Annotated in this window: 14 protein-coding genes; 9 read left to right on the top strand and 5 right to left on the bottom strand. The window is 58.3% G+C overall.

Annotation, left to right across the window (positions count from 1 at the left end; all coding sequences use genetic code 11):
* Window positions 1-51: 51 nt before the first annotated feature.
* From BM235_RS21630 to BM235_RS21610, 5 genes are all read left to right on the top strand, one after another.
* The gene (locus BM235_RS21630) at window positions 52-1,053 is read left to right on the top strand and encodes a glycoside hydrolase family 130 protein (protein WP_090116313.1); all 1,002 of its coding nucleotides are present in this window, start codon (window positions 52-54) and stop codon (window positions 1,051-1,053) included.
* A gap of 44 nt (window positions 1,054-1,097) precedes the next feature.
* A complete protein-coding gene (locus tag BM235_RS21625; protein ID WP_090116312.1) occupies window positions 1,098-2,015 on the top strand; it encodes an ABC transporter permease in 918 nt (305 codons plus the stop codon).
* Between the two features lie 30 nt (window positions 2,016-2,045).
* Window positions 2,046-2,918: a carbohydrate ABC transporter permease gene (locus tag BM235_RS21620; RefSeq protein ID WP_090116311.1), complete on the top strand. Its 873-nt coding sequence runs from the start codon at window positions 2,046-2,048 to the stop codon at window positions 2,916-2,918.
* A gap of 72 nt (window positions 2,919-2,990) precedes the next feature.
* Window positions 2,991-4,616: an extracellular solute-binding protein gene (locus BM235_RS21615; protein WP_158543758.1), complete on the top strand. Its 1,626-nt coding sequence runs from the start codon at window positions 2,991-2,993 to the stop codon at window positions 4,614-4,616.
* A 106-nt stretch (window positions 4,617-4,722) separates the two neighbouring features.
* On the top strand, window positions 4,723-8,262 hold the full coding sequence (locus tag BM235_RS21610) for a carbohydrate-binding protein (protein WP_090116309.1): 3,540 nt from the start codon (window positions 4,723-4,725) through the stop codon (window positions 8,260-8,262).
* Window positions 8,263-8,335: 73 nt separating this feature from the next.
* Here BM235_RS21610 and rpiA read toward each other — a convergent pair whose 3' ends face one another.
* From rpiA to uvrB, 4 genes are all read right to left on the bottom strand, one after another.
* The gene (gene rpiA / locus BM235_RS21605; protein WP_090116353.1) at window positions 8,336-9,025 is read right to left on the bottom strand and encodes a ribose-5-phosphate isomerase RpiA; all 690 of its coding nucleotides are present in this window, start codon (window positions 9,023-9,025) and stop codon (window positions 8,336-8,338) included.
* A 204-nt stretch (window positions 9,026-9,229) separates the two neighbouring features.
* Window positions 9,230-12,094: an excinuclease ABC subunit UvrA gene (gene uvrA / locus BM235_RS21600; RefSeq protein WP_090116308.1), complete on the bottom strand. Its 2,865-nt coding sequence runs from the start codon at window positions 12,092-12,094 to the stop codon at window positions 9,230-9,232.
* Window positions 12,095-12,567: 473 nt separating this feature from the next.
* Entirely contained in the window at window positions 12,568-13,497 is a 930-nt protein-coding gene (locus BM235_RS21595) for a transposase (RefSeq protein WP_158543759.1), read from the bottom strand.
* 315 nt (window positions 13,498-13,812) lie between these two features.
* Window positions 13,813-15,801 carry an excinuclease ABC subunit UvrB gene (gene uvrB, locus BM235_RS21590; RefSeq protein WP_090116306.1) on the bottom strand — a complete coding sequence of 663 codons (1,989 nt, stop codon included), beginning with the start codon at window positions 15,799-15,801 and terminating at the stop codon, window positions 13,813-13,815.
* 166 nt (window positions 15,802-15,967) lie between these two features.
* Between uvrB and BM235_RS21585 the strand changes: the two genes are divergently transcribed.
* Window positions 15,968-16,789 (top strand): flagellar motor protein, encoded by an 822-nt coding sequence (locus BM235_RS21585; protein WP_090116352.1) that lies wholly within the window; start codon window positions 15,968-15,970, stop codon window positions 16,787-16,789.
* Window positions 16,749-17,537, top strand: a complete 789-nt coding sequence (locus BM235_RS21580; RefSeq protein ID WP_090116305.1) for an OmpA/MotB family protein — start codon at window positions 16,749-16,751, stop codon at window positions 17,535-17,537. The genes BM235_RS21585 and BM235_RS21580 overlap by 41 nt, the downstream gene beginning before the upstream one ends.
* Window positions 17,538-17,626: 89 nt before the next feature.
* On the opposite strand, the gene BM235_RS21575 is transcribed toward BM235_RS21580, so the two are convergent.
* A complete protein-coding gene (locus BM235_RS21575) occupies window positions 17,627-18,214 on the bottom strand; it encodes a YcxB family protein (protein WP_158543760.1) in 588 nt (195 codons plus the stop codon).
* A gap of 91 nt (window positions 18,215-18,305) precedes the next feature.
* On the opposite strand from BM235_RS21575, the gene BM235_RS21570 reads away from it, so the two are divergent.
* Both BM235_RS21570 and BM235_RS21565 read left to right on the top strand, forming a co-directional pair.
* Entirely contained in the window at window positions 18,306-19,415 is a 1,110-nt protein-coding gene (locus tag BM235_RS21570; protein ID WP_255374507.1) for an SPFH domain-containing protein, read from the top strand.
* A gap of 6 nt (window positions 19,416-19,421) precedes the next feature.
* Window positions 19,422-20,531, top strand: coding sequence for a TFIIB-type zinc ribbon-containing protein (locus BM235_RS21565; protein ID WP_090116303.1), 1,110 nt, complete (start codon window positions 19,422-19,424; stop codon window positions 20,529-20,531).
* Window positions 20,532-20,571 lie beyond the last annotated feature (40 nt).

Raw genomic sequence — 20,571 nt, 5'->3', positions numbered from 1 at the left:
CACTAGGGGTGTCTTCATCAAGAAATTATTTTTGCCGGGAGGATTTATCGCATGAGTTTGCCGACCATCGGTGCCCTGAAGTCCAGTTCTTTGATCGTTCGCCATCCGAACAACCCCATTCTGACCAGCAAGCAAGTCCCTTATAATCCCGCCCTGGTATTCAACGCCGGCGTGACGAAGTTCCAGGGCAAGTACGTGATGGTATTCCGCAACGACTACGGTCAGGAAGACTTGAAAACGCTGTCACCCATCGACACGACCAACCTGGGTCTCGCCTACAGCGACGACGGCATCCACTGGGAGGTTCGTCCCGAGCCGTGCTTCAGCCTCGAGGGCGAGGACATCATCCGGACGTACGATCCGAGGCTCACCGTCATCGACGGCCGCTGTTATATGTGCTTCGCGGTGGACACCGGGCACGGCATCCGCGGCGGCATCGCGGTGACGGACGACTTCGAGAAGTTCGAGGTGATCAGCCTGAGCGTGCCGGACAACCGGAACATGGTGCTGTTTCCCGAGAAAAGAAACGGGCGCTACCTCCGGCTCGAGCGTCCCTTCACGATCTACAGCCGCGGAGGCGAGGAGCGCTTCGACATCTGGATCTCCGACTCGGCCGACCTGAAGTACTGGGGCAACTCCGACCTGCTGCTGGCGGTCGAGCAAGTGCCGTTCGCCAACGCCAAGCTCGGTCCGGCGGCGCCGCCGATCAAGACGCCGAAGGGATGGCTGACGACGTTCCACGCGGTGGACATCGATCCGTCGCGCGGCAAGAACGGCTGGGAGCCGACCTGGAAAAAGCGGTACACCGCCGGCATCATGCTGCTCGACCTGGACGATCCGAAGCGCGTCGTCGGCATGTACAAGGAGCCGCTGCTCGCGCCGGATGCGGACTACGAGAAGGACGGCGGATTCCGCAACCACGTCATTTTTCCCGGCGGCATGATCCTGGAGGACACGGGCGAGGTGAAAATCTACTACGGCGCGGGAGACACGTACGAGTGCCTGGCCACCGCGGACGTCAACGACTTGATTTCCCTTTGCCTCAAGGGTTAAGCATCGCCAACCTCTCACTCTGACACGCGGGGAAGTGAAACTCCATGACGAACAGTCTTAGATCGACGTTTCGTTACCTCAACAAGAAGAAGTATCTCTACCTCATGCTCTTGCCCGGAATCGCCTACTTCCTGATTTTTAACTACATCCCCATGTACGGCGTCGTCATCGCTTTCAAGGACTTCAACTTCGCCAGGGGCATCCTGCACAGTCCCTGGATCGGGATGGAGAACTTCAAGTACATGTTCGGCCTCGACGACTTCTACACGGTATTCCTGAACTCGCTGTACCTGAGCTTCCTGAAGCTCCTGTTCGGCTTCCCGTTCCCGATCTTGCTCGCGCTGTTCCTGAACGAGATGCGCAACCGGACTTACCAGAAGTTCAGCCAGACGCTGATCTACCTGCCCCACTTCATCTCCTGGGTCGTCATCGGGGGCATCCTGGTTAACTTCCTGTCGCCGACCTGGGGCGTGTTCAACCTCTTCCTGCAGCAGCTCGGCATCGAGCCCGTCTTCTTCCTGGCGGACAACGCCTTCTTCAGGCCGCTCGTCGTGCTCAGCAGCATCTGGAAGGATTCCGGTTGGGAGAGCATCATCTATCTTGCCGCGATGGCTTCCATCAACACCGAGCTGTACGAAGCCGCGAGCATCGACGGCGCGAGCCGGCTGAAGCGGCTGTGGCATATCACGGTGCCCGGCATCAAGTCGACGATCGTCGTCCTCATCATCCTGCGTCTGGGCCACATCATGAATAATGGCTTCGAGCAGATCTTCGTCCTCCAAAATCCGATGAACCTCCACGTATCCGAAGTGTTCGAGACGTACGCCTACCGCGTCGGCATCCTCGGCGGCCGCTTCTCCTTCGGCGCCACGGTCGGGCTGTTCACCTCGGCGATCGGCCTCATCTTCCTGATCGCGAGCAACCGGATCGCCAAGTGGATGAAGGAAGACGGCATTTGGTAAGGCCACGCGCCCAGAAAGGAGGCTTCTCCCGTGAACATCCGCTCTCGCAGCGATAAAATTTTCGATTCCGTGAACTACTTCGTCATCACGCTGTTCGCGCTCCTGTGCCTGTTCCCGTTCGTCTACGTGGCCGCTTACTCGGTCACGCCCTACACGGACTACCTGGCGCATCCGCTCCGCATGATCCCGACCCACGTCGAGTTCGGCGCCTATCGGCAGATCTTCAAGATGTCGGTGCTCTGGACCGGCTATCGCAATACGATCATCATCACGGTCGCGGGCGTCGCCTTGAACATCTTTTTAATGCTGATTACCGCGTATCCGCTTTCAAAAACCGATCTGAAGGGACGCAACGTCATTCTGCTGCTCATCACCTTCACGATGTTTTTCAACGGCGGGTTGATCCCGAACTTCTACCTCATCCGCTCGCTCGACATGTACAACACGCTGTGGGCCTTGATTCTTCCCGGCGCGCTCGGCGCCTACAACCTGATCCTGATGAAAAGCTTCATCGGCAGCATCCCCGCGAGCTTGGAGGAATCGGCTTCGCTCGACGGCGCCAACGAGCTGACGATATTGGCCCGCATCATCGTGCCGCTATCCAAGCCCGCGATCGCCACGTTCGTCATCTTCCACGCGGTCACCCAGTGGAACACGTTCTTTAACGCCATTATCTATACGTCGAAACGGGACCTGTGGCCGCTCATGCTCATTGTCCGAGACCTCGTCGTCGACAGCGGCGGGGTCGCGCGGGACGTGCTGGACGCCAGCAACTCCGGGGTGACGGAGTTCACGATCAAGATGGCGATCATCATCTTCTCGACGCTGCCGATCATCCTGATCTTCCCGTTCATGCAGAAGTACTTCATGAAGGGCATGCTCATCGGCTCCATCAAAGGCTAGACCTCGCTCGGGTGAAGGCCGAGATTTACTGCGGCTTAACTATAAAAAACATAATTTGAAGGGGATATGAACATGAGAAACAAACGCATTAACCGGGCAAGCCTGCTAGTATCCGCAATGCTCATGTCTTCCGCGCTCGCCGCCTGCTCCTCTGGCAACAACAACGACGCCGGCAGCTCGAGCGAAGCTGCGCCTTCCGGATCCGCTGCCGCCTCCTCCTCGGCCCCCGCTTCCGCATCGGCCGGCCAGAAGGATCCGGTGACGATCAAGATGTTCAACCGGGTGAACGCGGACGTCGTCCTCGACAACAACCCCGTCGTCGCGGAAGCCGGCAAGCTGGCGAACGTGAAGCTCGAGATCGAAGCGCCGCCGATCAACAACTACGTGGACAAGCTCCAGGTCGTCATGGCCTCGGGCGATCTGCCCGACGTGATCTACAACTGGGGCACGGCAGGCAACGGCGCGGACGCGAACATGGAAAAGTGGGCGCAAAACGGGCTCCTCGAGCCGCTGGACGACAAGATCGCCAATTACCCTAACCTGATGAAAAACATCACGCCGGATATGTGGAACGCGGTCAAGTCGGTCAACGACGGCAAAACCTACATCATCCCGAGAACGAACGTCGTCAATCACTGGGGCTACATGATCAACCAGCAATGGCTGGATAAGCTGGGTCTCAAGGCGCCGACGAACCTCGAGGAGTTCACGAACGTCGTGCGGGCGTTCGCCAAAAACGATCCCGACGGCAACGGCAAAGCCGACACGTACGGCCTGTCGCTCTCCGGTCCGGATCTCGGACGCAACACGATCTGGAATGCCACGAACTTCCTGGCGGCGGCGTTCGACCTGCCGGTCGTTGACGGCGTCAAGGACACGGACGGCCAGTACAAGATCCGCGAAAAGATGTCCGGCTACATTCCTTACCTCACTTATCTCAAGCAGTTGAACGACGAGAAGCTGATCGATCCGGAGTTCCTGATCAACAAGATCTACGTCGACACGGAAAAGCTGAACCAGTACAAGGTCGGCATCGTCTACGGCCACCAATCGGCCGTGCTGGGCAACATCAGCAAGCTTCCGGATTCCGAAAAGATTTTCTCTTACCATGGCGTTCTGAAAGACGAAAAGGGCGTCGCGTCGGACTGGGTCACGCCGGCGATGTGGGGCGGCTGGATGATTCCGAAGGGCTCGAAGAAGGTCGACGACGTGCTGAAGTTCCTCGACTGGGGCAATACGGCGGAAGCCAACACGCTGTTCCAGCTTGGCGTGAAAGGCCTGACCTACGACAGCTACGATCCGGCCACCAAAGCGGTCGTTCGGACCGCGGACCAGACGACGAAGCTCGGGACGCTCACGAGCTCGTACATGACGCCTGCCAATGCCATCAACGGCGACGGCGCTTCAATCGTCAACGCGGATACGCCGGAACGTCTGGCCATTTACAAGAAGCAGTTGGACGACGCGCTCGCGCAAATGACCGTCGTCAACGTCCCTGCGGTGCGCTCGCCTAAGATCCTGAACCTGAACGGCACCATCCCCGATCTCGTCAAGAAGAAGGACGACAAGGAGATCGCGTACATCACGGGCAGCATCGACGAGCAGCAGTTCAAGGACTTCCTCGAGAAGGAATGGTATCCGGCTACGGCGGACGCCGAGAAGGAATACGTCGACTTCATGAATTCGCTCGGCAAGTAAAGCGCTTTATATAAGACGGTTTCACCGGGCCCGCAAGCCTCTAAGGTTGCGCGAGCCGCCGCAGGCGGCTTGCGGGTCTATTTCAATATGCCGAAAGGGGATTTGGATGATGATTTGGAAAGCGGGAATGCGTCTTGGATTGTGTATCGCGATGGTCGTAAGCCTCCTGCTGACAGGCATACCGTACGTGAAGGAGGCGCAGGTGCCCAAAGCGGCCGCGGCGAGCTCGACGATCGTCAAGAGCGGCAATACGTGGACGCTGGAGAACGACGTGCTGCGGGCGGTTATTACGTTCAGCGGCGGCAGTATCGAGATGACCAGCTTCTACAACAAAGAAGCGGGCAAGGAGTATCTGACGGGCAGCGGCAGCAGTTATTTGTTCTATTATAACTACGGCGGCAGCGACCTGTACGCGGACGACGGCGGTTGGACGCTCGGGGCGGATACCGTCAGCGACATCACGAAGTTCGGCACGACCTGGGGCAAGCAGCTGACCATTCCGATCAGCCGCACTTCGCCGCAAAACGTAACCGTCCAGCTCAAGTTCGAGCTTTACAACGACCGGGCGGGCCTTAAATATTCGAACGTCCTCAAGAACAACGGCACGTCGGAGAAAACGATATCGGCATCGGATATCATCGCGCTCAATTTTCCGAACGATGCCCATACCCTCTACTACGTGCCCAACATGACCTGGAGCAGCACCTCCGGCGCGCTCGCCCCGAATGCGGGCAAGAACGCCATTACCCAATACAACACGGGCGATGGCTGGACGATCCAGCCGGAGATGAACTGGAAGACGCAGGGCGGGACGAACAATCTCCCGTTCGCCAACATCAACGCCTGGAGCGGCATCGACAACGTAAAGGTATCGACGAACCCGGGGTCGCTGCAGCTCGTGCTGTTTCCGGGAGAGACCTACGAATATATCGCCGTGGATATGACCGTATTTAAGGGCGATATTCTGGACGGACGCATGGCTGTTGAAGAGCATTTTCGTAAGCGCTTTAAATATCACAATACGACGGCCGTCTTCACGACCAACGACTGGGAATGGCTGAACAACCGCACGGAGTCCTATTATCGCAACACGGTCATTCCGAAGGCCGTGCAAGCGGGCATGGACATGGTGATGCTCGACGACCTATGGAATACGACGCGCGACACGACGACGCCGGCGAGCGCGTTCACCTCCAACCTCGCCGCGCTGACGGACACGATCGTCGCCCAGGGCATGAAGTTCGGCCTGTGGTTCAGCATGACCGGCGACAACCATAACGCCGGGCGCGATCTGGCCGATCCCGCAAACATCGAGTTCAAGCGCAGCCAGGTCGAGGACTTCATGATCCCGAACTATCACCTCTCGCATCAGATGATCGACCTGACCGAATTCTGGCCGAACACGACGGCGACCTCGACCTCGCATCCGAGCGACAGCGTTTACCGGAAAAACGTCAACGTGCGCAATTACATGAACGACGTCGTCTCGCGCCATCCGGACTTTCTGATGAAGGAAACGAGCGAAGTCGACTATTACCCGACCCAAGGCGACCGCAATGTCGGACTGCTGCATATCGGGGACAATGGCTTCGTTTCCGCCAAGGGCAACGTCGACAAGAGCATGCTCATCGGCTTTGACAGCTTCGGCTACCTGCCGATGAACTCGGTCTACTACGGCGGCCTGACGACCGGCAAGACCGAGGACTACTACTCCTACATGCTGGCGCGCGTCATTAAGTTCGCGAAGGATCCCAGCACCTGGAGCGCGGCGGGCGTCTCTACGCTGAAGAAGTTCAACGAATGGCGCAAAAATCCGCGCATCGTCGCACTGACGGACGGCATGACCCGGCCGCTGTACGCCGGGCCCAACTTCGACACGTCCGGTCCGTATGCCTGGATGTACGCGTCGGACGACAAGAGCAAGGCGCTCGTCATCGCGACGGCGGCTGGCGAGACGGCGGCGGCCACGGAGCTGACGCTGAACCTGCGCTGGCTCGACAGCAACAAGACCTATCTGGTCGAAGACGTCACAATGGACGACAGCGGCAATATCAATTACCGGTACAAAGGCCGGTATACGGGCGCTCAGCTGAAGTCGCCGGGCCTGCCGGTCAACCTCGCCGAGAATACGTCCAAGGGCAAGGCGTTCTGGATTCAGGAGGACAACGCATCGGCCGACATGCAGGTGCTGTACGCGGACGAGAAGATCGCGGCGTACACGGTGAGCGCCAGCGGCTCCGCGATTACGATGAATGCGACGGGAACGGCCGGCACGACGGGCAAGGTCATCGTGTTCGACCGCACGGCGAATAAGACGATCGCGGCGGACGTGGCGATCGGAACGGGCGGTACGGGCAGCGTCACTGTCTCGTCCGGAATCGCGAACGAGGCCGAGAGCCTGCCGGTCGCGATGTCTTCGGGCGGCACGCAGGAGAACGGCACCGACTCGGCGGCCAGCGGCGGCGCGTTGAATTACGCCAACGCCGGCGGCGTCGGCGGTTGGGTGCAATACACGGTAAACGTGCCGAGCGCGGGCACGTACAACGTCAAGGTCCAAGTCAAGAAGCATCCGGACCGCGGGACGGCGCAGCTGTACATCGACGGCACGGCGCAGGGCGCGCCGATCGACGAGTACGCCGCGACGCAGGGCTACGTCGAGGTGAACTTGGGCAATATCGCCTTTACGTCTGCGGGCGATAAGGCATTCAAGTTCCAGGTGACGGGCAAGAACGCGGCTAGCGGCCAATACACGCTTGCCACGGACACGATTCGGCTTACGTACAAGACGCCGGACCGGACGCTGCCTCCGCCGGTGCCGGAAGCCGTCAAGTACGAAGCGGAGAACGCGCCGGTCACGACGTCTTCGGGCGGAACTAGCACGGTCGGCAGCGATTCAGCGGCCAGCAACGGCGCGCTCAGCTACGGCAACCCGGTCTCCGTAGGCGGCTGGATTCAATACGCGGTCAACGTGCCCGCGGCCGGCACCTACAACGTGAAGGTGCAGGTGAAGAAGCATCCGGACCGCGGCATTGCGCAGCTATACATTGACGGCGCCGCCCAAGGCGCGCCGATCGACGAGTATCAGAGCGCTCAAGGCTACGTATCCGTCGACCTAGGCAGCGTGACTTTCGCTTCGGCGGGCAGCAAAGCGTTCCGATTCCAGTCAACGGGTAAAAACGCGGCCAGCTCCTCCTATACGCTCGCGACCGATTACATCGCGCTGACGCCGCAACCGGTCACGTACGAGGCCGAGAGCCTCGCGACGACTGTCACATCCGGCGATTCGTATACGAACGGAACGGACGCCGCGGCTAGCGGCGGCTCGCTGAGCTACAGCAACTTCAACGCCGTAGGCGATTGGCTGCAGTATACCGTGAACGTGCCCGCAGCCGGCACGTACGCGATCAGCGCGCGGGTGAAAAAGCATCCGGACCGCGGCACGGCTCAGTTGTACGTGGACGGGGCGGCGGTCGGCAACCCGCTCGACTGGTATGACGCCAACGCGTTTTATGACACCGTCGGTATCGGCACCGTCACGATCGGCGCCTCGGGCAACAAGACGTTCAAGTTCCAGATCACCGGCAAAGATCCGGGCAGCAACGCCTACACGCTCGCGATCGACAAGCTCATGCTGACGCGCCAGTAGGCCGGCGGCAAATATAGAAGGGTTGCTCCTTTCCGGCATTTCGGAGAAGAGCAACCCTTTTTCACGCCTCCCGTCATCCTCGCCTAACGCGCTCCCGAACGCTTACGTTTCCGTCTTCGCAGCCGACGACGATGCGCTCCGCCATGCCGACGAACAAGCCGTTCTCTACGACGCCAGGGATGAGGTTCAGCGTCTTTTCGAGCGCCTCCGCGTCCTCGATGACGCCGAAGCGGCAATCGGCGATATAGTTACCGTTGTCGGTCACGTACGGCTCGTCCCCTTCAGTCAGGCGAAGCGCAGGATGACCGCCTAGCGCCTCGAGGCGTCCCATCGTCAGCTTGAAGCCGAACGGCACGATCTCCACCGGCAGCGGAAACTGGCCCAGCGTCTTCACTTCCTTAGAAGCGTCGGCGACAATGACGAGCCGCTTGCTATGCGACGCGATGATCTTCTCTCGCAGGAGCGCCCCTCCGCCGCCTTTTATCAGGTTCAGTTCCCCATCCGCTTCGTCCGCGCCGTCGATCGTCAGATCGATCCCGCCTGGCGGGATACCGTCCAGCGGAATCAACGGTATCCCTAGCGATAGAGCTAGCTCTTCGGATCGAATCGACGTCGGCACCGCCGTAATCTTCAGCCCTTCCTTGACGCGCCTGCCGACATCCATGATCGCCCAATACGCGGTGGATCCCGTTCCCAATCCGACCAGCATTCCATCTTCGACCAGCTTGACCGCCTCTTCGCCCGCCTGGCGTTTCGGATCGATTGCCATATGTCTCACCTTTCCCGCTCTCCTGACTTTTACAATCGGATATACGCATTATAGCAATTAACCTTACCATTTTCCCATTCTACGAAGATGTAAAAAAGAGCAGCGGAGCGCCGGCAGCTTCGTAAGCTCCGTTGCTCCGCTGCCCTCCGGCAACGCCAGTCTGTTATCCTCGACCGCAAAGGTTGCGTCGATCTAATCTTAAACCTCGACCGTCGCCAACGCCGCTTCGGTGCGCGCCCGGTCACGCTCCAGCACGGGACCGAGATACTTGCCCGTGTAGGACTTCGCATTTTTCGATAGTTGCTCCGGCGTGCCGATGCCGACGATCGTGCCGCCGCCGCTGCCGCCTTCGGGTCCGAGATCGACGAGATAGTCCGCCGTCTTAATGACGTCCAAGTTGTGCTCGATGACAAGCACGCTTTCGCCCGAATCGACCAGGCGCTGCAGCACCTGGAGCAGCCGGTCGATATCGTGGGCGTGGAGACCCGTAGTCGGCTCGTCGAGAATGTACAGCGTCTTGCCCGTGCTGCGGCGATGCAGCTCGGCCGCGAGCTTGACGCGCTGCGCCTCGCCCCCGGACATCGTCGTCGAAGGCTGACCGATCGTCATGTACCCGAGGCCGACGTCGAGCAGCGTCTGAAGCTTGCGATGGATGCGCGGAATGTTCTGGAAGAACTCCGTCGCATGCTCGATCGTCATTTCCAGTACTTCAGCGATGTTCTTGCCCTTGTACTTGACCTCGAGCGTCTCGCGGTTATAGCGCTTGCCCTTGCATATTTCGCAGGGCACGTAAACGTCCGGCAGAAAGTGCATCTCGATTTTGATGATGCCGTCGCCTTTGCACGCTTCGCAGCGGCCGCCTTTGACGTTGAAGCTGAAGCGACCCTTCTTATAACCACGCACCTTGGCCTCGTTCGTGATCGCGAATACGTCGCGGATATCGTCGAACACCCCGGTATACGTCGCCGGGTTGGAGCGCGGCGTGCGCCCGATCGGCGATTGGTCGATGTCGATGACCTTCTCCAGATGCTCCAGTCCGAGGAACTCCTTGTACTGGCCGGGACGCACCTTCGCCTTGTTCAGGTCTCGGGCCAGCGTCTTGTACAGGATCTCGTTGACCAGCGTCGACTTGCCTGAACCCGATACCCCCGTCACGGCCGTAAACACGCCAAGCGGGAACTTCGCGCTCAGGTTTTTGAGATTGTTCTCCGTCGCGCCCTTCACTTCGATCCAACGTCCGTCGGGCTTGCGCCTTGCGAGGGGCACAGGAATGAACTGGCGTCCGCTCAGATAAGCGCCCGTCAGCGACTTGTCGTCGCGCATAACCTCTTCAGGCGTGCCTTGCGCGACGACCGTGCCGCCGTGAATGCCTGCGCCCGGCCCGATATCGATCAGATAATCGGCCGCCATCATCGTGTCCTCGTCATGCTCGACGACGATGAGCGTATTGCCGAGATCGCGCATATGCTCCAGCGTCTTGATCAACCGGTCGTTGTCCCGCTGGTGCAGGCCGATGCTCGGCTCGTCCAAGATGTACAGGACGCCCATCAAGCTCGAGCCGATCTGCGTAGCCAACCGGATGCGCTGTGCTTCGCCGCCCGAAAGCGTGCCCGCCGCGCGCGATAGCGTGAGATAATCCAGCCCTACATTGACCAAGAACCCCAAACGGCTGCTGATCTCCTTCAAAATCAGGTTGGAGATTTGCGTATCCTTGGCGTTCAGCTCAAGCGCGCCGAAGAAGTTCATCGCGTCGCCGATCGACAGCGCCGTGACGTACGCCACGTTCTGACTGCCGACGGTAACCGCCAGCGCTTCCTTTTTCAGCCGCTTTCCTTTGCAGCCCTCACAGGGCTTGGCACCCATGTACTCTTCGATAAACTCGCGGATGCCGTCCGATGCCGTCTCCCGGTAGCGGCGCTCCAGGTTCGGCACTACGCCTTCGAACTGGACCATTGCGTCGCGCGTATAGCCGAACTCGTTTTGATATTTAAACCGAATCTTCTCCGGACCCGTCCCGTACAACAGCAGCTTCATTTGCTTGTCCGTGAGTTCGGATACCGGCACCTTCGTCGGGATCTTGTAGTGGCTGCACACCGCCGCGAGGAACTGCGGATAATAAGTCGAGGTGCTGCCTGCCCACGCGGAAAAGGCCCCCTGCTCGATGCTCTTGCTCTTATCATGCAGCAGCAGGTCGGGGTCGACCACCATCTTCACGCCGAGACCGTCGCAATCCGGACAAGCGCCAAAAGGCGAGTTAAAGGAGAAAAGCCGCGGCTCCAGCTCGCCCATCGAAAACCCGCACACGGGACAAGCCAGATGTGAGTTGAACATCAACTCTTCCTTGTCGATGATGTCCACGATGATCTGTCCGCCGGACAACTTAAGCCCCGTCTCGAGCGAGTCCGCCAGACGCGTCGCGACGTCTTCCTTCACGACGATCCGGTCGATGACGACCTCGATCGAGTGCTTCTTGTTCTTCTCCAGCTCGATCGGTTCGGACAGATCCATGATCTCCCCGTTCACCCGTACGCGAACAAAGCCCTGCTTCTGAATATCGGCCAATAGCTTCGTATGTTCGCCCTTGCGGCCCGACACGATCGGTGCCAGAATCTGCAAGCGAGTGCGCTCCGGATACTCCATGATCCGGTCGACCATCTGCTCGACCGTCTGCGACGTAATCTCGATGCCGTGCTCCGGGCAATGCGGCTTCCCGATGCGCGCATACAGGAGACGCAGATAATCGTAAATCTCCGTCACGGTGCCGACGGTCGACCGCGGATTGCGGCTGGTCGTCTTCTGGTCGATCGAGATGGCCGGCGAGAGCCCTTCGATCGAGTCGACGTCCGGCTTGTCCATTTGCCCGAGGAACTGGCGCGCATACGCGGAGAGCGACTCCACGTACCGGCGCTGCCCCTCGGCGTATATCGTATCGAACGCGAGCGAGGACTTGCCCGAACCGCTAAGACCGGTCAGCACGACGAACTTGTCGCGCGGAATGGTCACGTCGATATTTTTCAGATTGTGGGCGCGTGCGCCCTTAATGACGATCTGATCGCTTCCCAAAACGTACAGCCTCCTGTCGTTAACGGCCTGGGCTCGCTCTCCGCGCCGCCTCCGTTCACGTTCCATCACATAAGAATATGTGTTCTCATCTCATTATACTTGCCGACGAACTGGTTCGCAAATGGAAATCCCACCAAGGCGCGGCGTTCTTTGGAGAGCGCTGCTCATTTGGTCCTTACACCGATTCGGCCGCTCCCGACCCAAACAGCTTGTCTTTCAAGGCATTTCAACGTTATCCCCTTCGAACAGGCAATCGTTACTTTAACTAAAAAATCAGTCCGTCGGCTTCCCCCAAGAGTCCACACCCATCCCAACTAGCCAATTGATTCCTCCCCCCCTTTATATCGTTATCCCCCTCGATCAGGTCGCCGACAACATTTACCACTCTCAAATTCACAAATAAGCTATCCAAGAATCCAGGTCAGCGCTTAAAAAATAGTAATTAGCCGCGATCTTACAAACTTGAACCGTTGTTAAGAAACCTGGAATACGTTCCTTTGCTGCTTAAAATTAGCTAATCCCGTCCATCTTACAGATCGTACAGTTCTTCTTTTGTTTACTAGTCCGCGAAGCGACACGGTCCGAGTCATTCCGCATAAAGATAAAAGCATACCAAACGCATCCGAACGTGCGTTGAGTCGAAAACAATATTCGTCAAGGTAAGCCTGCAGATGCTTCGGGCCGATTCCGCCGAACGTTCTGGCCAGCCACCCGATAGCCCCCCGCCTAATCAAACCGAGCTCCGTTACTCCTTCGCTATCGCTTTGTCTAACGATTTCGATGCTTTGGACTTCGGATTTTACATCCGTCACATGGCGCCACAGGAAAGTGCCATAGGATTCGACACCATATAAACGCCGTCTAAATTCAGTATGAGGCACTCGTTTAATTTTAACTTGTGCAACCTCGCCGGATTCCGGATCGATTGAAGCCCCTACAACTGCCGGTTGATCACGTTGATCGGGCGGATCAAAAACGCCGCTCATAACCGGACGCGCATAAAAATCGCCGTATAATCGCAGTTCTCCTTTTAAAGGCCTCGATTCGTCCCACACTTGGATGGCATGTCTAAGCTTATGGTTGATAAGCCAAGCAGTCTTGTAGGTTACTTGAATAACCTCTGCCAATAGCGTAGCGGAGATCCCCTTTTGCATCAAATATAACGCGCTGAACCACTTTACGAGCGGCGTGCGCGTCCCCTCCATGATCGTCCCCGCAGTCAGAGAGGTTTGATGGTGGCAGACGCGACACTCGTAAAGCCTCTTGCTTCGGGAAGCAATGCGGTAATACGCGGATCCGTCGCATCGAGGACAGCGAAAGCCGCTTGGCCACTTGGACTGGAACAAAGCCAGCTCGCAGGCATCCTCCTGAAAAGTCGGCATCTGCTCGTAAGTTGAACGCAAAAGGATCATCCTCACATCCATTAAAAGGGAACATTTGTTCTTATTTTACCATATAGATCCATTTGTTTAAAGCGTCATTTTGTAACCTGATCTTCGGGGATATCTGTGTTACGACTGCATCTCGGGCGCCAATCCCTGAATGGAGGGGATATCGTTAAAACGTATTTATGTCATCACGCACCTGTCTGAAGGGGATATCGTTAAAACGCGAAAAAGTCACTGTAACGCCTCATCGCTGTCTAGTTCAGCCCCGTGCCTACAAATCAAAAAATCCTTGCCAGGATTCGTGATCCCGGCAAGGATTGCGAAGCAGCTTTATAGACTTGCCTTGAGTTCCATCAGCGCGTCGCGAAGCTCGGCAGCGCGTTCGAATTGGAGGTTCTTGGCGGCGTCCTTCATCTCGGCCTCCAGGCGGTTGATCACGGACTGACGGTCCTTCTTGGACAGTTTGTCGACGTCCTCGAGACCGGTCAAATAAGCGCTCTTCTGTTCGGCGACCTTCGTCGCCTCGATGACGTCGCGCACTTTTTTGCGAATGGTCTGCGGGGTGATGCCATGCTTCTCGTTGTAAGCCGTTTGGATCGCGCGCCGGCGTTCGGTCTCGCCGATCGCTTTGGCCATCGAATCCGTGATTTTATCCCCGTACATGATGACCCTGCCCTCGCTATTGCGCGCGGCCCGGCCGATCGTCTGGATCAGCGAACGCTCGGCGCGCAGGAAGCCTTCTTTATCCGCGTCGAGGATAGCGACCAACGTGACTTCGGGCAAATCCAGGCCCTCCCGCAGGAGGTTGATGCCGACCAGCACGTCGAACGTACCGATCCGCAGGTCGCGCAGAATCGCCATGCGCTCCAGCGTCTTGATGTCGGAGTGCAGGTAGCGAACCTTGATACCGACTTCCTTCATGTAGTCGGTCAAATCCTCCGACATCTTCTTGGTGAGCGTCGTGACGAGCACGCGCTCGTCGCGTTCGATGCGGGCACGAATCTCGCCCAGCAGGTCATCGATCTGTCCCTTGGTCGGACGCACCTCGATAATCGGGTCGACGAGACCAGTCGGACGAATGATCTGCTGCACCATCGTCGGGCAGTTCTCGAGCTCGTAGGGACCGGGCGTCGCCGATACATAGACGAGCTGCTTGGCTTTGCCCTCGAACTCTTCGAAGCGCAGCGGCCGGTTGTCCTTCGCCGACGGGAGCCGGAAGCCGTGGTCGACGAGCACCGTCTTGCGCGCTTGGTCTCCGTTGTACATCGCCCGTACCTGCGGAAGCGTAACGTGCGACTCGTCGATGACAATGAGGTAGTCGTCCGGGAAGAAGTCCATAAGCGTATACGGCGTGGCTCCTCGCTCGCGGAACGTGAGCGGGCCTGAGTAGTTCTCGATGCCGGAGCAAAAGCCCATCTCCGCCATCATCTCGAGGTCGTAACGCGTGCGCTGCTCCAGACGCTGCGCTTCTAGCAGCTTGCCTTGCTCGCGCAGCTCGGCGAGGCGCTCTTCGAGTTCGCGCTCGATGTTGACCAGCGCGACCTTCATCTTCTCTTGGGCGGTCACGAAGTGAGACGCCGGAAAGATCGCGACATGATCGCGCGAGCCGATGATCTCGCCCGTCAAGACGTCGATCTCGGTGATCCGCTCGATCTCGTCGCCGAACATCTCCACCCGGATGGCACGGTCGCCGACCGATACCGGGAAGATCTCGACGACATCGCCGCGCACGCGAAACGTCCCGCGCGTGAAGTTCATATCGTTGCGCTGATATTGGATGTCGACCAGCTTGTGCAGGATCGCGTTGCGCGATTTCTCCATCCCCACGCGCAGACTCAGGCGAAGGTCCCGGTACTCCTCCGGAGAACCGAGACCGTAAATGCACGATACGCTCGCGACGATAATGACGTCGCGACGCTCGAACAGCGCCGAGGTCGCGGAGTGGCGGAGCTTGTCGATCTCGTCGTTGATGCTGGAGTCCTTCTCGATATAAGTATCCGAGGACGGGATATACGCCTCGGGTTGATAGTAGTCGTAATAGCTGACGAAGTACTCGACGGCATTCTCCGGGAAAAATTCCTTGAATTCGCTGCACAGCTGCGCCGCCAGCGTCTTGTTGTGCGCGATGACCAGCGTGGGCTTGTTCACCTTGGCGATCGTCTGCGCGACCGTGAATGTCTTGCCCGTCCCCGTCGCGCCGAGCAGCGTCTGATGCCGCTTCCCTTCGTTGATGCCGGCTACCAATTGCCTAATTGCTGCCGGTTGGTCTCCTTGCGGTTCGTACTCCGATTGCAGCTTGAATCCGGACGGCACTGCCATGTCTAAGCCCACCTCCGTGTCTTGTAGACCAAAGTCCTATATCGTACCCTGCTTCATCCGACCGATAAACAGGATATCCCTTCCAGCGAGTCCGAATATGTGTTCTCATTCATTATATCGGGTTCCCGGAAACCAGTCAAAGGAGTGAAGCTGCATGAAGCAGCGCATGGATCAAACGACGTCATGGGGCATTTTGGCGGCCCTTGCCGCGTTGATAGGCGGATTTTTATGGGAAGGCGGGCATTGGGAGGGGCTCGTGGAGAAAACGGCGCTGTTGATCGTATTCGGAGGCACGTTCGCGGCCGTCGCCATCAGCTTCCCGGCATCCCGGCTCCGCCAGATTCCCGAATCGTTGAAGACGGCCTTCCGGCCCGGTGCGCTGGAGGCGGCTTCCCGGATCGACGAGCTCGTCGAACTAGCCACGATCGCCCGCCGCGAAGGCGTGCTTTCTCTCGAAAATAAACTCGTGGAGCATCCGGACCCTTTTATCCAAAGCGGTCTGCAAATCGTCGTCGACGGCACCGATCCCGAGCTCAGCAGGCAAATCCTCGAGTTCGAGATCGACGCCATCGAGCAGCGGATGGAAAATCAGGCGAAAATATTCGAATCTGCCGGCGGGTATGCGCCGACGATGGGCATCATCGGCACCGTTATGGGCCTGATCCACGTGCTAAGCAATTTGGCGGATCCCGGCACGCTCGGGCCTGCGATTGCGGTGGCGTTTACCGCCACGCTGTACGGAGTTGCCTCCGCGAACATTCTCTACCTGCCCATCGCGTCCAAGATACGCATTCGCGCGGCCGAGAACGTACAGTTCACAGAAATGATGCTGGAAGGCATACTCGCGATTCAAGCCGGCGAGAATCCGGCGCTCATCCGCAAGAAGCTGACTGCCTTCATGCACACGGAGTCGCTGTCGTTCGACCGGAAAAAGGAGGAGAACGAAGATGGCGCGCAAACGGAGCAGACGCAGCCGAAGCGCGCATGAGAACCATGACCGCTGGCTGATTACATATGCGGATCTGATCACCCTATTGCTCATTTTCTTCATTATTATGTACGCGATGAGCCAGATCGATATCAAAAAATATGACACGCTGGCCAAGTCGCTCCAATTGGAGTTCCATCGGGCGGACAGCATCATCGAGATGGGGAGCGGTCTCGAAGGCGGTACGGACGTCGCCAAATACGAAAGCCCGCCTCCATCGGCCAGTCCGTCGCCAAGCGCCTCGGCCGACTTGGAAGCCGAGATCGCGAGACGTCGCGAACAAGCGCTCCAGGATGTGCTGAAGGTCATCGAAACGTACGTCAAAGAAAACAAACTGCAGCAAGACGTGTTCGTCGGAGACACGCCTCAGGGCATCGCCATACGCCTGTCGGACAGATTCCTGTTCGATCTCGGCAAAGCGGATCTTAAACCGGATGCGAGACCGGCACTGGACAAGCTGTCGAGCCTGTTTACGAAGCTGGACACGACGATCTCGATCCAGGGCCATACGGATAACCTCCCGATTCAGCCCGGATCTGCGTTTCGGGACAACTGGGGCTTGTCGTCGGGCCGCGCGCTGTCCGTCCTCCGGTACTTCGTCGATACGCGCAAGCTGCCGGAAAAAATATTTGAAATTGCCGGCTATGCGGATACGCGTCCCGTCGCCGCGAACGATACCGAGGCCAACCGTCAAAAAAACCGGCGCGTGGAGATTCTCGTGGTGCGGCAACCGGAAGGATCTGCTTAATAGCTGCAAAACATTAGGGAACGTGAAAGCCTCCTTCAGCGATTGCTGCGGAGGCTTTTGTTTTTTCGAAGCTATCGTTCGAATCCCATCTACGCAAACGCAAGCGCGACGGCGACGATGACGGCGGCCAAGATGCCTGCGTATAGCAGCGTGCGGTTTCTTGCAGCGCGGCGCACGATTGGCGGACTCACCTTTTGCCGGATCCAGTCCTTCACTTGCGCCAGATCCTCTCTATTGGACAGGCTTCGCTCGGGAATGAGGCTCACGCCCTTCTGGCCGACGTACAGGACGATCATGCGGCGACCGATCGTAAACCGCCGAACGTCCGACCAGGCGACCAGCCCTTGCGCGGACGACGTGCGATAGCGGAAACCGGACTCGTCAAACTCGTACTGCCGTTGCTCCGTCACAAAACGCCTTTTTATCGCTTGCACCGCTCTAAGATAAGAGGACGCCGGGATGAACAGCCCGAAGGCCAGCAGCAGCCATTGGAGGAAATGAAAATGATCCGCCGCCCCCCATCCTTCCTTTATAACCGCGAGCGTCATGTAAATGAAATTCGCGCCGCATACAAGCATAAAAAAAACATAACCGGGACTGCCATAGAAATGTCTCGTATTCAACGCGACGAGGTCTCTCTCCGTCGTATCGAATTGCGCCTTAACGATTTTAGTCATAACTTCCTCCCGCATCATCCTGCTGCGCTTGCGCGCTTGTTGTTTTCATTATAACAACATTTTATCGAACGCACGGGAAATAAAGCTTATAATGAAGGCAAACGAGATCGAACGGAGGCTGAATATGGGATTGTTCGACTTCATCAAGGGCCAGTTCATCGAAGTCATCGAATGGCTGGACGATACCGGTTCGATGGTATACCGCTTTCCCGTCTACGACAATGCCATTAAGATGGGCGCGAAGCTCGTCGTGCGCGAATCGCAAGCTGCAGTCTTCGTCAACGAAGGCCAGATCGCCGACGTTTTCGGTCCGGGCACTTACACGCTGAGCACGCAGAACATGCCGGTGCTTACAGCGCTGAAGTCTTGGAAATACGGCTTCAACTCGCCTTTCAAAGCGGATGTTTTCTTCGTGAGTACGCGCAATTTCACGCAGCTGAAGTGGGGCACGACGAATCCGGTCATCATGCGCGACGCGGAGTTCGGAATGGTACGCCTGCGAGGCTTCGGCAACTATGCGCTTAAGGTGAACGACCCCGCGCTGTTCTTGAAGGAGATTTTCGGGACGCAGCAGGACTTTTCGGCGGAAAACGTGGCCGGCTACCTCAAGTCTGTCATCGTCTCCGGCGTGAGCGATCTGCTGGGCGAATCGAAGATTCCGGTCATCGACCTGGCCGCTTCGTACGACGAGCTGAGCCGCGCCGCAGCCGATAAGCTCCAATCGCACTTCATGGCGATGGGCCTCTGGCTGACCGCCCTCACGATCGAGAACATCTCGCTGCCCGAAGAGGTCGAGAAGACGATCGACCGCAGGTCGTCGATGAATATCGCGGGCAATCTCGATCAGTATATGAAGTATCAAACTGCCGAAGCGCTGCGCGAAGCGGCGAACAACCCGGCCGACGGCTCGGCGGGTACGGGCATCGGTCTGGGCGCAGGCATGGCGATGGGACAGGCGATGAGCCAGATGATGCGGCAAAACGAGCAGCAGAACGCGGCAAATGCCGGCGGAGGCGCAGGTTCGGGTGCAGGATCTGCCGCTCCAGGCAGCGGGGCGGCCGCAAGCGAGCGTGCCGCGCAAGTCGGCGGCGTCGCCTCGGACGACGGCGGCACGGCGCCGGCGAAAAAGTTCTGTTCGGAGTGCGGGCAGCCGCTCGCGCCGAACGCGAAGTTCTGCTCCAACTGCGGAACGAAGGTGTAGAACGGAATGGCGAAAGACGCAAACGAAGCGATGGAAGCCATACAATTTCCCTGCGCGAGCTGCGGCGGAGCGATGCTGTTCGACGCGGACAGCCAGCAGCTGAAGTGCCAATATTGCGGCAGGCTGCAAGCGATCGACTCGGACAACGAGCTTCCGCAGGAGCATGCGCTGGACGACGGCATGCAAGAAGAAGCGGACACGGACTGGGGCTTAGCGCAGCAGACGATCAAATGCGAGGCTTGCGGCGGGGAAAGTCTGATACCTGCCTTGCAGACGGCCACCTTGTGCCCGTTCTGCGGCTCGCCGAAGGTGCTGTCCCAACCTGCTACAGCAAATATTAAGCCGGAATCGCTCATCCCATTTCAAGTCGACAGAGACGACGCGACGGCCGCCTTCCGGGCATGGAAAAAGAAACGCTGGTTTCTTCCCGGCGCCTTCAAACGGGAAAATACGAGCGCTCGCTTATCCGGTATCTATATTCCGTATTGGACGTACGATGCGGATACTTCCTCCGCATACACCGCCGAACGCGGCGATTACCACTATCGGACCGTGACCAAAACGCGCGTCGTGAACGGGAAAACGGAGACCTATACCGAGCAGGAGCGCTACACGGTCTGGCATTGGGTGAGCGGCGAGTACGACCGCTTCTTCAACGACGTGTTGGTCCCAGCCTCCGGCCAATACGACGCCAAGCTGCTGGAGCGCCTGGGCAACTTCGAGCTTGGCGGACTGTTCGGCTACAAACCCGATTATTTGAGCGGCTACATCGCCGAACGCTATTCCGTCAACCGTTCGCAGGGTTGGGGGGAAGCGCGAGAGTGGATCGGCGACGCGCTCCGCAGCGACATTCGCGCCGAGATCGGCGGAGACGAGGTGCGCTCGCTGAACATCGATACCGACTACTTCAACCGTACGTTCAAGCATCTCTTGCTGCCGGTCTGGAACGCTAGCTACAACTACAAATCCAAGCCGTATCGATTCATGGTCAACGGCCAGACCGGCCTCGTCTCCGGCAACGCGCCGCGCAGCGCTTGGAAGATAACGTTTTTCGCGATGGTTTGTCTGGCAGTCGTCGGGGCGTTCGTCTGGGTATACATGGATTATGCCCGATAAAAAGAAAGCTGCATCCCGGACCTTCAACGGTCTGACGGAA

This window comes from Cohnella sp. OV330, assembly GCF_900112065.1.
In the GTDB taxonomy this organism is placed as follows: domain Bacteria; phylum Bacillota; class Bacilli; order Paenibacillales; family Paenibacillaceae; genus Cohnella.
The sequence above is the reverse complement of the archived record's forward strand: the minus strand, read 5'-3'. Positions and strand labels throughout refer to the sequence as shown.